This window comes from Methyloceanibacter superfactus (assembly GCF_001723305.1).
Classification (GTDB): domain Bacteria; phylum Pseudomonadota; class Alphaproteobacteria; order Rhizobiales; family Methyloligellaceae; genus Methyloceanibacter; species Methyloceanibacter superfactus.
Genome location: NZ_LPWF01000025.1, coordinates 81,595 through 94,063 on the forward strand (window position 1 = coordinate 81,595; position 12,469 = coordinate 94,063).

Below are 12,469 nucleotides of genomic sequence, written 5' to 3' on the forward strand. Positions count from 1 at the left end.
CTTCCTTTTTGCGACGGCGGTCGCGACCGGTCCCGGCTCTCGCCGCGCCGGACACGCCGGCCGCCGAGGCGCCTGCCGCCGCTGAAGCCGCGCCCGCGCCCGCCGCCGAGACGAAGACCAAGACCAAGACCATGCGTGTGGTTTATCTCGGCAAGAAATATGACGAGCCGCTGCCGCTCTCCTATGCCGAGAAGGTCGTCACCGACAAAGGCATCCAGGGCGCGCGGCTGATGCTCAAGGAAGCGAACCAGGCGGGCAACTTCGTTGGATTTTCCTTCGAGCTGATCGAGGAGATCCTGCCGAAGGACGGCGATATCGTCGCCGTCGCCAAGGAAGCGCTGGCTAACGGCGATCGCTTCTTCATTGCCGATTTGGAGCCGGACGATCTGCTCGCCGTGGCCGATCTGCCCGCGGCCAAGGACGCGGTGATCATGAACATCCGTTCCAGCGCCACCAAGCTCCGCCAGGCGAGTGCCGCAACAACGTCTTCCACGTCATTCCCGACTACGCCATGCGCGCCGACGCTATCGCGCAGTATATGATCTGGAAGAAATGGCCGCGGTGGTACGTCGTTCGCCGCGACACGCCGGAGGATCAGGACTACGCGGCGCAGGTCAAGCGCTCGGCCGCGCGCTATGGCGGCAAGGTCGTCGAGGACCACATCTATCGGCTGCCGCCCGGCGCCCGCAATCTCGACTCCGGTCATCAGCAGGTGCAACAGCAGATCCCCATGGAGACGGAAAGCGCGCCCGATCACGACGTCGTCTGGGTCATCAACAGCGAAGACGATTTCGGCGATTATCTGATGTACCGCACCGCGCTGCCCCGTCCGGTGGTCGGCACCCAAGGCTTGCAGGCCACCGCCTGGGACAAGTCCTATACCGAATCCGGCGGCATGCATTTCCAGAACGCCATCCCGCGCCTGGCCGACCGGCCGCCGGTCGAGCGCGATTACACCGCCTGGCTGGCCTTTCGCGCGCTGGCCGACGCGGCCATGAAGTCGGGCAAGGTCACCCCCAAGGCGGTGAAGAGATATATGCTCTCCGACGACTTCAAGCTCGAGGCCTTCAAGGGACAGGCGCTGTCCTTCCGCACATGGGACCATCAGATGCGGCAGCCGATCATCCTCGGCGGCGGCACGCGCGTGCCGGTGACGACCTCGCCGCAAGAGGGTTTCCTCCATCAGTATTATCTCACCGACACGCTCGGCTTCGACAAGCCCGAGTCCAAGTGCAAGTTCAAATGACCCGCGATAAAGGTACTCAAATGACCAGCAACAGCCTTGCTGCGGCCTGCGCGACGGCACTTCTTCTGATCGCCGTGCCCGCCTCTGCCGCGACCATCTACGTCTCCAACGAGAAGGACAACACGGTCACGGTCATCGACAGCGAGACGCTGAAGCCGATCAATACGATCAAGACCGCGCGGCGTCCGCGCGGCATCGTGCTGAGCCCCGACTTCAAGGAGCTGTTCGTGGCGGCCGGCGACGGCGACATCATCGACGTCATCGATACCGAGACCATGGAAGTCACCCGCACGCTCGAAAGCGGTCCCGATCCCGAGCTCATGGCCATCGATCCCGCCGGCGAGATCATCTACATCGCCAACGAGGACGACAGCCTCGTCACCATCATGGATATCAAGAGCGGCGACGTGCTTGCTCAGGTGCCGGTCGGCGTCGAGCCGGAAGGCATGGCGGTGAGCCCGGACAGCAAGTACACCGTTGCCACGTCCGAGAGCACGAGCATGGCGCATGTCATCGACAACGCCACCAACAAGCTCATTGCCAACGTGCTGGTCGACTCCCGTCCGCGCGAGGCGAAGTTCACCGCCGACGGCAAGGAGCTCTGGGTCTCCTCGGAGGTGGGCGGTACCATCTCCGTGATCGATCCCAAGACGTGGAAGGTGATCAAGAAGATTTCCTTCGAGGTTCCCGGCGTGCGGCCCGAGCAGCTTCAGCCCGTGGGCATGGACTTCGCGCGCGACGGCAAGATCCTGTTCTCGCCGTTGGGCCCCTCCAATCGCGTGGCCGTCATCGACACCGCCAAGAAGGAAGTCATCGATTACATCTTGGTCGGCCAGCGTCCCTGGCACGGCGAGCTCGGGCCCGAGGGCAAGAAATATTACGTCGCCAACGGCCTCACCAACGATGTGACGGTGATCGACGTCGACAGCCTGAAAGCGGAGAAGTCGGTGCCGGTAGGACGGCTGCCCTGGGGCGTCGCCATCAAGCCGTAGCGGCTTGCTAGCTTGCGCGTACGCGGCGGCCGATGAACTGCGCCGCTGCTTCCGCCCCCAGCACCGCGCTCAATGAGATGCCGATCGAGATCAGCGTGAGCCTGAGCGCGCCCGCATCGCCGCCGGGAACTTGCGTGAAAGTGTAGATCAGGCTCGGCAGCGTCTGCGTCTCTCCCGGGATATTCGACACGAAAGTGATCGTCGCGCCGAACTCGCCCATGGAGCGGGCAAAGGCGAGGATGGCGCCGGCGATGATGCCCGGCGCGATCAGCGGCAAGGTCACCGTGAGAAACACCCAGGCCCGGCTGGCGCCGAGCGTGCTCGCCGCTTGCTCGAGCCGGTGATCGACCGCCTCCACCGAGATCTGGATGGCCCGCACCATGAGCGGGAACCCCATGATGGCGCAGGCGAGCGCCGCCCCGGTCCAGCGGAAGGCGAGCACGATGCCGAACGTCTCCGCCAGGAAATGCCCGATCGGACCTTGCCGGCCGAACAGGAGCAGCAGCACATAGCCCGTCACCACCGGCGGCAGCACGAGCGGCAGAAGAATAAAGGCGTTGAGGAGAGGGCGGCCGAGAAAGCGGCAGCGCCCGATCAGCATCGCGGCGGCAATGCCCAGCGGCAAGCTCACCAGGGTGGCCACGGCGGCCACGCGCAAGGAGAGCTTGATGGCGGTCAGTTCCTCTGGGGTCAGAGCAAGCACGGGACGGTTTTACCACTCGCGCGTGCGGCGCGTAAGGCGAGGAGAGGCCGCAGAGGCAAAAGCCCGCCGCGGGCGGGAGACCGTCGCCTAGCCCGGATCTTCACGTCCGCCGCTCGCGTCGCATTTCGCGGTGCTCGGCAGAGACTCCGGTTTCTTCTTGTCGTCCCGCAGCAGCTCCACGGCGCGCAAGCAGGGTCCTTCGAGGCCCGCGCCGCCGGTCTCGTTCAGATGCGCCACAATGGCCTTGCGCATGCGCGGGTCCCAGAACAGGCGGAGATGATTGGCGATCTCCTCGGCGACGTCCTCCTGCTTCTGATACTTGAAATAATCGCCGATCTGATTGGCCATATAGACAAGGCGGTCGGGCTGCATAACTTGGGGCTCTCCGTGACCTGAGGCGAGGGGCTACTCGGCCGCGACCAGAGGCTCGGCGATACGCCGCGCGGCCTTCGACAACTCCTCGTATTCCTCCTGCCACTCCGATGGGCCGTTGGACGGCGCCACCTGCACGGCTGTCACCTTGTATTCGGGGCAGTTAGTGGCCCAGTCGGAGAACTCGGTGGTCACCACGTTCACCTGCGTGGTCGGGTGATGGAAGGTGGTGTAGACCACGCCTGGCGCCACGCGCTCGGTGATCAGAGCCCGCAACGTGGTCTCGCCGGCGCGGCTTGCAATCTTCACCCAATCGCCGTCGCGCACGCCGCGATTCTCCGCGTCGTGGGGATGGATTTCCAGGCGGTCCTCCTCGTGCCACACCACGTTGGCGGTGCGGCGCGTCTGCGCGCCCACATTATACTGGGACAGGATGCGGCCCGTGGTGAGCAGCAGCGGGAAGCGCGGTCCGGTCTTCTCGTCCGTCGCCACATATTCGGTGATGACGAACTTGCCCTTGCCGCGCACGAAGTGATCCATGTGCATGACCGGCGTGCCGTCCGGCGCCGCCTCGTTGCACGGCCACTGCACCGAGCCGAGTTCGTCGAGCTTCTCGTAGGAGACGCCTTCGAAGGTCGGCGTCAGCCGCGCGATCTCATCCATGATCTGCGACGGGTGGTCGTAATGCATGGGGAAGCCCAGGGCGTTCGACAGAAGCTGGGTAATCTCCCAATCCTCATAGCCGTTGATCGGCGCCATGACCTTGCGCACCCGCTGGATGCGGCGCTCGGCATTGGTGAAGGTGCCGTTCTTCTCCAGGAAGGTGGAGCCGGGCAGGAACACATGGGCGTAGTTCGCCGTCTCCACCAGGAACAGGTCCTGCACCACCACGCACTCCATGGCGGCGAGACCCGCGGCCATGTGCTGGGTGTTCGGGTCGGACTGGAGAATGTCCTCGCCCTGGATGTAGAGGCCCTTGAATGAGCCGTCGAGGGCGGCGTCGATCATGTTGGGAATACGCAAGCCGGGCTCATGGTCGAGCGGACGGCCCCAGGCCTTCTCGAATTCCTCGCGCGCATGGGTGTTCGACACATGGCGATAGCCCGGCAGCTCGTGCGGGAAGGAGCCCATGTCGCAGGAGCCTTGCACGTTGTTCTGGCCGCGCAAGGGATTCACGCCCACGCCCTCGCGGCCGATATTGCCGGTGAGCATGGCGAGATTGGCGATCGCCATGACCGTGGTCGAGCCCTGGCTGTGCTCGGTGACGCCGAGGCCGTAATAGATGGCGCCGTTGCCGCCTGTGGCGTAGAGGCGGGCCGCGCCGCGGACCTGCTCGGCCGGAACGCCGGTGACCTTCTCCACCGCCTCAGGGCTGTGGCGCGGATCGGCGACGAAGGCGGCCCAATCCTGGAACTCGTCCCAGTCGCAGCGCTCGCGGATGAATTGCTCATCGGCCAGGCCCTCGGTGACGATGACATGGGCCAGCGAGGTGACCAGGGCGACATTGGTGCCGGGCTTGAGCGGCAGATGGAAGTCCGCCTCGATATGCGGCGAGCGCACGAGATCGATGCGGCGCGGATCGGCGATGATCAGCTTGGCGCCTTCGCGCAGGCGCTTCTTCATGCGCGAACCGAACACCGGATGACCGTCGGTCGGGTTGGCGCCGATGATCAGGATCACGTCGGACTGCTCGACCGAGTCGAAGTCCTGCGTGCCGGCACTCGTGCCGTAGGTCGTCTTCAGGCCGTAGCCGGTCGGCGAGTGGCAGACGCGCGCGCAGGTATCGACGTTGTTGTTGCCGAAGCCGGCGCGGATCAGCTTCTGCACGAGGAAGGTCTCCTCGTTGGTACAGCGCGACGAGGTGATGCCGCCGACCGAGTCCTTGCCGTATTTCGCCTGGATGCGCTTGAACTCCGACGCCGTGTGCTGAATGGCCTCCTCCCAGGAGACCTCCCGCCACGGATCGGTGATCTTCTCGCGGATCATCGGCTTGGTGATGCGGTCCTTGTGATGGGCATAGCCGTAAGCGAAGCGGCCCTTGATGCAGGAATGGCCGCGATTGGCCTTGCCGTCCTTATAGGGAAGCATGCGCACCAGCTCGTCGCCGCGCATCTCCGCCTTGAAGGTGCAGCCGACGCCGCAATAGGCGCAGGTGGTGACCACCGAATGCTCCGGTGTGCCGATATCGATGATCGACTTCTCGTTGAGCGTCGCGGTGGGGCAGGCCTGCACGCAGGCGCCGCACGACACGCATTCTGAGTCGATGAAGGGCTGCTCCATGGACGGCGACACCACCGACTTGAAACCGCGGCCGGCGATGGTCAGCGCGAAGGTGCCTTGCACTTCCTCGCAGGCCCGCACGCAGCGCGAGCAGACGATGCACTTGGAGGGCTCATAGGTGAAATAGGGATTGGACGCGTCGATGCCCGGGTTCGGGTGGCGCGCGCCGTCATAGCCGTAACGCACGTCGCGCAAGCCCACCGCGCCGGCCATGTCCTGCAGCTCGCAGTCGCCATTGGCCGAGCAGGTGAGGCAGTCGAGCGGATGCTCGGAGATGTAGAGCTCCATTACGCCCTTGCGCAGGCGCTTCAGGCGGTCGGTCTGGGTCTTGACCGCCATGCCCTCGGCCACCGGGGTGGTGCAGGAGGCCGGCGTGCCGTTGCGGCCTTCGATCTCGATCAGGCAGAGGCGGCAGGAGCCGAAGGATTCCACCATGTCCGTGGCGCAGAGCTTGGGAATCTGCGTGCCCATCTCCATGGCCGCGCGCATCACCGAAGTTCCCTCGGGCACCGTGACCGGGGTTCCGTCGATGGTCAGGGTGACCATCTTCTCGGATTTCGATTCTGGCGTGCCGTAGTCGATTTCCTGGATCAAAGACATCTGGGCTTCCTCATTCAGCAGCTTCGAGGCGCTTCTTGGCGGCGCCGAAATCTTCAGGGAAATGGTGCAGGGCGCTCATGACTGGATATGGGGTGAACCCCCCCAAAGCGCAAAGCGATCCAAATTTCATCGTGTCGCAAAGGTCTTCGAGCACCACGAGATTGGCTTCGCGGTCCTCGCCGGCCACGATCTTGTCCATCAGCTCCATGCCGCGGGCAGAGCCGATGCGGCAGGGCGTGCACTTGCCGCAAGATTCGATGGCGCAGAACTCCATGGCGAAGCGGGCCTGCTGTGCCATGTCGACCGTGTCGTCGAACACCACGATGCCGCCATGGCCGATGAGGCCGTCGGCGGCGGTAAAGGCTTCGTAGTCGAACGGCGTGTCGAACAGGGCGCGCGGGAAATAGGCGCCGAGCGGGCCGCCAACCTGGACCGCGCGCACCGGCCGGCCCGAGTAGGTGCCGCCGCCGATATCGTCCACGAGCTCGCCAAGCGTGATGCCGAAGGCGGTCTCGTACAGGCCGCCATGCTTGATGTTGCCGGCGAGCTGGATGGGCATGGTGCCGCGCGACTTGCCCATGCCGAAATCGCGGTAATACTCGCCACCCTTGTCCAAGATGAGCGGCACGGCGGCGAGCGACAGCACGTTGTTGATGATGGTGGGCTGGCCGAACAGACCGATATGGGCGGGGAGCGGCGGCTTGGCGCGCACCTCGCCACGCTTGCCTTCGAGGCTGTCCAGCAGGGAGGTCTCCTCGCCGCACACATAGGCGCCGGCGCCGAGCCGGACTTCCATGTCGTAGGCGTGGCCCGAGCCCATGACGTTGTCGCCGAGATAGCCCGCTTTGCGCGCTTCCTCGATGGCGATCTTCAGGGTCTCGAAAGCGTGGGGATATTCCGAGCGGAGATAAATATAGCCGTAGGTGGCGCCCACCGCGATGCCGGCGATGGTCATGCCCTCGATGAGCTCGAAGGGATCGCCTTCCATGACCATGCGGTCGGCGAAGGTGCCGCTGTCGCCTTCGTCGGCGTTGCAGACGATGTATTTCTGCTGGGGCGGCGTCTCGGCCACCGTGCGCCACTTGATGCCGGTGGGGAAGCCGGCGCCGCCGCGGCCGCGAAGGCCGGAGGTGAGCACTTCCTCGACGATCGCCTTCGGCCCGGCCGCGATGGCCTTCTTCAGGCCTTCATAGCCGCCATGAGCCCGGTAATCCTCGATGGAACGGGGATCGATGATGCCGCAGCGGGCGAAGGTGAGGCGGGTCTGGTTCTTGAACCAGGGAAACTCGTCCACCACGCCGATGCATTTCTCGTGCGCCTTGCCTTCGAGCATCCCGGCGTCGATGAGCTCGCCGACCTTGGCGGCCTTCACCGGCCCGTAGCCGACACGGCCTTGCGGCGTCTCGACCTCGACCAGCGGCTCCAGCCAATACATGCCGCGCGAGCCGGTGCGGACGATCTCGACATCGAGACCGCGGCTCTTGGCTTCGTCGCGGAATTTCTTGGCGACCGCTTCGGCGCCCACGCACAGCGCGCCGGAATCGCGGGAGATGTAAATGCGGGTCACGACTGCGCCTCCTTGAGCAGCTCGTCGAGCCGCTCCTCATCCAGCGCGCCGTAAACGTCGTGATCGAGCATGGCGGCAGGCGACGAGTGGCACAGGCCCAAGCAATAGACAGGCTCCAGCGTCACACGGCGGTCGGCGGTGGTGCCGCCCATCTCAACGCCCAGTTTCTCCTTGGCCCGCTTCTCGAGCGCGCGGCCGCCGGATGCCTGACACGACTCGGCGAGACACAGCTTCAGCGTCCGCCGGCCGCCCGGCTCACGCTTGAAATCGTGGTAAAACGTGACGCAGCCATGCACCTCGGCGCGGGAAATATTCAGAGCCTCGGCGATGATCGGCTCGGCGTCCAAGGGCACGCAGCCGAACACCTCCTGCAGCGCGTGCAGGATGGGGAGCGTTGCGCCCTTCTGATTCTGATGCTGCGCGATGATCTCGCTCGCGCGCTCAGGCGTCCATGGTTCAAATCGTGACATTGCCCAGCCGCGTTTTGAGGAGTTCTCAAAATGGGCAATTAAGGCTCCGAAATCAATAAAGCAGGACCATCACCCGATCGGGATTCCTGATCGTATGACAATGGGTTAGGCCCACATTGGGCGGCTCAGCCGTCGGCTCGGGCCTTCGGTTTCAGCAGCTCCGCCACCACCGGCCCGGAGGGCACCGCGGCGTTCAGGATCGGGGCCAGCTGCTTGGCCTCGTTGACCAGCGCATTGATGAGCGGAGTCAGGGGGTTGCGTTGTGGCACCACCAGGCCGATCGAATGGCTGACCTCCGGCTCGACAATGGGGATGGCCCGCACCTTCTCCGTGAGGCCGAGGGCTTCAGCCAGTTTTGCGGGCATGACGCTCGCCCATTTGCCGGTACGCACATGGGCAAATAAAACGATGATGGAGTCCGACTCCAGGGTCGGCGCCACCTCGGACCCTGCCTGTCGAAGCAGGCCCTCGATGATTCTCCGATTCTGCATGTCCGGGGTGAGCAAGCAGAGCGGCACCTGACCCACCTCCGCCCAGGTGACCGTATCGCGGTCGCCGAGTGGGCTGTCGGACGACGCCAGCAACCGATACTGCTCGCTATAGAGCGGCACGGTCTGCACCCGGCCCAGCGGCTCGTTGTCGAGATAGGTGAGTCCGGCATCGATCTCCAGATTCTCCAGCATGCCGAGAACCTCGATGGAGTTCCGCGACCAGATGGTGAAGCGGACATCCGGATGCTGCGCCCGGTAAGGCGTTGTAATCATGGACATCATGGCCAGCGCCGTGGGGATGGCGGCAAGGCGGATATGGCCCGAGAGGCCGTGCTTCAGCGCGTCGATCTCCTGGCGCATGGCCCTCGTGTCGCCGACGATCCGCCGGGCCCAGTCAAGCACCCGCTCGCCCTCGGGCGTGAAGCCGCGGAAGCGGGAGCCCCGCTCCACCAGCAGCACGCCCATGGTGTCCTCGAGCTGCTTGATGCCGGCCGAGAAGGTGGGCTGGCTCACGCCGCAAGCCTCGGCCGCATGGCCGAAATGCCGCTCGCGGGCGAGCGCGATGATGAATTCGAGCTTATCGATCATGCCTTAGCGGCGCCGGGTCCAAACGAAGCAGGAAAACGATTGTGGGGCCGCGGGCCGGCTTCATCAACCAAAGAAGGGGCGCTGCTCACGCCAAATGCGGCCTAGTCCTTCTCGGCCCGGAAGCTCTTGTGGCAGGTCTTGCAGGCGTCGATCACCGCCTGAAAGTCCGTCTTCCAGTCCGGCGCGTTGGCGTCGAGCGCCGCGGCAAGCGCCCCGGCTTGGGTGCGCAGCGTGTCCGCATCGCCCGTGAACGTGTCCCATTTGCGCCAGATCTCCGGCTTGGCGTCGCTATGGCCGCCATCGGTGCCTTCCGGAAAGAGGTCGGGGATCTTCGCCGCGGTTTCCTCGATATCCCGGGCGGCGGCGGCGGCCTTGGCCGGGTCGAATTTCGTTTTGCCCTTGGCCATCAGGCCGATGATCTTCATGTCGTCCTTCTGGCGCGTCATCAGGTCCATGCGCTCCTTGACCACGCCGGTCGCCCCCTCATGGGCGAGCGCGAGCGGCATGGCGGCGAGAACGGCGAGAAACGTGAAGGCGGCAAATCGGGAGTTCATGCGGCGGTCCTCGATGGTGCTTGTGGCGGTCCGGAATCTCATGATCTTTATCACGCCGACGCCTTTGGCAAGGCTCGCGAGCCATCACAAAATGGTTTACCACCGCCCTATGCGCCGGTGTCACACATGAGCGAAACGAGCGGCATCCCGTCCCGCGCCCTGGTCGCCGACGTCGGCGGCACCAATGCGCGCTTCGCCATCGCCGATCTCGAAACCCTCGAGATCAGTGCGGTGCGCCGCTTAGCCGTCGCCGAGCACAAGACGCTCGCCGAGGCGATCCGCTTTTACCTGAAGGATGTGCCCGAGCCGATCGGTCACGCGGCCATTGCCGTCGCCGCACCGGTCACGGGCGATGCGGTCAAGCTCACCAATTCGCCCTGGTCCTTCGCCAAGGAAGAGCTCTGCGCCGCCGCCGGGCTGAAGCACGTCCATGTGCTCAACGATTTCGAGGCGCTGTCGCTGTCGCTGCCTTATCTCGGCGCGGACGCGCTGCATCAGATCGGCGGTGCAGCGCCACTGCAGCGCGGCACCAAGGCCGTGCTCGGCCCCGGCACCGGGCTCGGCGTGGCCGGCCTCGTATGGTCGCCCGCGGGCTGGGTCGCCGTGCCCGGGGAGGGTGGGCATGTGACCCTCGGGGCCGTGGATGAGCGCGAGCTCCAATTGGTGGAGCGGCTACGCGCCGGGCGCGAGCATCTGTCGGCGGAGCGGGCGTTGTCCGGTCCGGGCTTGAGCGATCTCTATCAGGCCATCGCCGCCGCCCAAGGCCATAGCGAAGACGCGCTCACGCCTGCCGAGGTGGAGACGCGCGCGCTTAGCGGCGAGGACCCGCTTGCGGAGGAAGCGCTCGATCTCTTCGTCACCTGGCTCGGCCGCTTTGCCGGCGACGTAGCGCTGGTGATGGGCGCCCGCGGCGGCGTCTATCTCGGCGGCGGCATCGCGCCCAAGCTGCTGAAGCGCCTGGAGCAGGGCGATTTCCGCCAGGCGTTCGAGCATAAGGGCCGCATGCAGGCCTTCCTGGCGCCGGTGCCGATCTATGTGATCCTCGCCGAATATCCCGCGCTCACCGGCGCGGCCGTGGGCTTGCGCGCGGTCCTCGCCGAAGCCTGACAACACCCTGAAACGATTCAGCCAATGGCGGTGGCGACGGCGCGTCCGACATCGGCCAGCGCCGCGTTCTGCGCCTCCCGGCTCGCGGTGGTCTCGGCGAGATAAGCGGCGATGAGGATCGGCGCGCGGTCCGGCGGCCAGACAATGCCCACGTCGTTCGCCGTGTTGGCGTTGCAAGTGCCCGTCTTGTCACCTACGCGCCAAGTCGATGGCAGCCCCGCCCGCAAGCGCGTCTCCCCCGTGGTGTTGGCGAGGAGCCAGGCGATGAGCTGCGCGCGCGAGGCCTCGCTCAGCGCCTCGCCGACGAGCACCGCTTGAAGATCGCCGAGCATGCAAAGCGGCGTGGTCGTGTCGCGTGGATCGCCCGGCGGCACGTCGTTCAGCGTTGGCTCGGTGCGGTCCAGGCGGGTCGTTTGATCGCCCAGCGACCGCGCATAGGCGGTGACGGCCTCGGGGCCGCCGAGTGCGCCGAGCATGAGATTGCCGGCCGTGTTGTCACTGAGCGTGATCGCCGCGGCGCAGATCTCGCCAAGCGTCATGGTGCCGCCCACATGCTTCTCGGTCGCCGGCGAATAGGTGACGATGTCTTGCGCGCGGATCCCGATGGGGCGGCCGAGGGACTCCGTGCCCGCATCGACCCGCGACAGGAGTGCGGCGGCCGCAAGCCACTTAAACGTGCTGCACAAGGGAAAGCGCTCGTCGCCCCGGAGATCGGCGCTGAGCCCAGAGCCGGTGTCGAGCACGGCGACGCCGAGCCGTCCGCCGACATGTCCTTCGATCTCGGCAAAGGCGCGGGCAAGGGCTTCGGCGGGCTGGGGGTCGGCCGGCTGGGGGGCGGCATGCGCGGATCGGGCTCCAGGCAGCAGCCAAGAGGCCAGGGCAGCGGACAGACCCGTGACGAGCGCGCGCCGTGTGATCATGACGACGGCCTACAAACCGGGATGGGCGGAATTGGGGCTCGGACCGAGCAGAGGCCTATTTGAACTCGACCTTCATGATCTCATAGGACTTGCCGCCGCCGGGCGTCGACACCTCGACCACATCCTTCTTCTTCTTCCCGAGCAGCGCCCGGGCGATGGGGGAGGTGATGGAGATCTTGCCCTGCTTCACGTCGGCCTCGACCTCGCCGACGATACGGTACTTGACCTTCTCGTCGGTGTCCTCGTCGACCAGGGTCACGGTCGCCCCGAACATCACCTGGTCGCCTTTGAGCTTGGACACGTCGATGATGTCGGCGCGGCTCAGCTTATCCTCGAGGTCGGCCATGCGCGCCTCGGTGATGCCTTGCAGGTCCTTGGCGGCGTGATACTCGGCGTTCTCCGAGAGATCCCCGTGAGCGCGCGCCTCGGCGATGAGCTTGATGATCCGGGGCCGTTCTACGGACTTGAGATGCTTGATCTCAGCTTCAAGCGCAGTAAAGCCTCCGCGGTCATCGGCACTTTATCCATGTCAATCGAAGCTCCTCAGGAGGTCCCCCTTGAGTAGTCTCAAGGAAGTGC

Annotated in this window: 11 protein-coding genes and 2 pseudogenes; 4 read left to right on the forward strand and 9 right to left on the reverse strand. The window is 65.5% G+C overall.

Annotation, left to right across the window (positions count from 1 at the left end; all coding sequences use genetic code 11):
* Positions 1-8: 8 nt before the first annotated feature.
* The 3 genes from AUC69_RS17415 to AUC69_RS08315 are packed head-to-tail and all read left to right on the forward strand — an operon-like array spanning position 9 to position 2,238.
* Positions 9-542, forward strand: coding sequence for a hypothetical protein (locus AUC69_RS17415; protein ID WP_083239234.1), 534 nt, complete (start codon positions 9-11; stop codon positions 540-542).
* Entirely contained in the window at positions 512-1,246 is a 735-nt protein-coding gene (locus tag AUC69_RS08310; protein ID WP_244500169.1) for an ABC transporter substrate-binding protein, read from the forward strand. The genes AUC69_RS17415 and AUC69_RS08310 overlap by 31 nt, the downstream gene beginning before the upstream one ends.
* Before the next feature lie 20 nt (positions 1,247-1,266).
* Positions 1,267-2,238, forward strand: coding sequence for a PQQ-dependent catabolism-associated beta-propeller protein (locus tag AUC69_RS08315; RefSeq protein ID WP_069441744.1), 972 nt, complete (start codon positions 1,267-1,269; stop codon positions 2,236-2,238).
* A gap of 7 nt (positions 2,239-2,245) precedes the next feature.
* Here the strand turns inward: AUC69_RS08315 and modB are convergent, their stop codons facing one another.
* From modB to AUC69_RS08350, 7 genes are all read right to left on the reverse strand, one after another.
* Positions 2,246-2,941: a molybdate ABC transporter permease subunit gene (gene modB, locus AUC69_RS08320; protein ID WP_069441745.1), complete on the reverse strand. Its 696-nt coding sequence runs from the start codon at positions 2,939-2,941 to the stop codon at positions 2,246-2,248.
* Between the two features lie 87 nt (positions 2,942-3,028).
* Complete coding sequence (locus AUC69_RS08325; protein ID WP_069441746.1) at positions 3,029-3,313, reverse strand: formate dehydrogenase subunit delta; 285 nt, start codon at positions 3,311-3,313, stop codon at positions 3,029-3,031.
* Positions 3,314-3,346: 33 nt separating this feature from the next.
* Positions 3,347-6,193: a formate dehydrogenase subunit alpha gene (fdhF, locus tag AUC69_RS08330; protein WP_069441747.1), complete on the reverse strand. Its 2,847-nt coding sequence runs from the start codon at positions 6,191-6,193 to the stop codon at positions 3,347-3,349.
* Between the two features lie 10 nt (positions 6,194-6,203).
* Positions 6,204-7,760 carry a formate dehydrogenase beta subunit gene (locus AUC69_RS08335; protein ID WP_069441748.1) on the reverse strand — a complete coding sequence of 519 codons (1,557 nt, stop codon included), beginning with the start codon at positions 7,758-7,760 and terminating at the stop codon, positions 6,204-6,206.
* Positions 7,757-8,230 (reverse strand): formate dehydrogenase subunit gamma, encoded by a 474-nt coding sequence (locus AUC69_RS08340; RefSeq protein WP_069441749.1) that lies wholly within the window; start codon positions 8,228-8,230, stop codon positions 7,757-7,759. The genes AUC69_RS08335 and AUC69_RS08340 overlap by 4 nt, the downstream gene beginning before the upstream one ends.
* Before the next feature lie 125 nt (positions 8,231-8,355).
* Positions 8,356-9,309, reverse strand: a complete 954-nt coding sequence (locus tag AUC69_RS08345) for a LysR family transcriptional regulator (RefSeq protein ID WP_069441750.1) — start codon at positions 9,307-9,309, stop codon at positions 8,356-8,358.
* Between the two features lie 101 nt (positions 9,310-9,410).
* Positions 9,411-9,905 (reverse strand): c-type cytochrome, encoded by a 495-nt coding sequence (locus tag AUC69_RS08350; RefSeq protein ID WP_083239250.1) that lies wholly within the window; start codon positions 9,903-9,905, stop codon positions 9,411-9,413.
* A gap of 84 nt (positions 9,906-9,989) precedes the next feature.
* Here AUC69_RS08350 and glk point away from each other — a divergent pair, with 84 nt between their 5' ends.
* Entirely contained in the window at positions 9,990-10,970 is a 981-nt protein-coding gene (gene glk / locus AUC69_RS08355; RefSeq protein ID WP_069441752.1) for a glucokinase, read from the forward strand.
* Between the two features lie 17 nt (positions 10,971-10,987).
* Here the strand turns inward: glk and bla are convergent.
* Positions 10,988-11,840 (reverse strand): annotated as a pseudogene (gene bla, locus AUC69_RS08360) (class A beta-lactamase).
* Positions 11,841-11,945: 105 nt separating this feature from the next.
* Positions 11,946-12,418 (reverse strand): annotated as a pseudogene (gene greA, locus AUC69_RS08365) (transcription elongation factor GreA).
* Positions 12,419-12,469 lie beyond the last annotated feature (51 nt).

Coding starts and splice junctions, on each gene's coding strand:
- AUC69_RS08310 (WP_244500169.1), top strand. CDS start 512: ATGCGCGCCGACGCTATCGCGCAGTATATGATCTGGAAGAAATGGCCG.
- AUC69_RS08315 (WP_069441744.1), top strand. CDS start 1,267: ATGACCAGCAACAGCCTTGCTGCGGCCTGCGCGACGGCACTTCTTCTG.
- AUC69_RS08325 (WP_069441746.1), bottom strand. CDS start 3,313: ATGCAGCCCGACCGCCTTGTCTATATGGCCAATCAGATCGGCGATTAT.
- fdhF (WP_069441747.1), bottom strand. CDS start 6,193: ATGTCTTTGATCCAGGAAATCGACTACGGCACGCCAGAATCGAAATCC.
- AUC69_RS08340 (WP_069441749.1), bottom strand. CDS start 8,230: ATGTCACGATTTGAACCATGGACGCCTGAGCGCGCGAGCGAGATCATC.
- AUC69_RS08345 (WP_069441750.1), bottom strand. CDS start 9,309: ATGATCGATAAGCTCGAATTCATCATCGCGCTCGCCCGCGAGCGGCAT.
- AUC69_RS08350 (WP_083239250.1), bottom strand. CDS start 9,905: ATGAGATTCCGGACCGCCACAAGCACCATCGAGGACCGCCGCATGAAC.
- glk (WP_069441752.1), top strand. CDS start 9,990: ATGAGCGAAACGAGCGGCATCCCGTCCCGCGCCCTGGTCGCCGACGTC.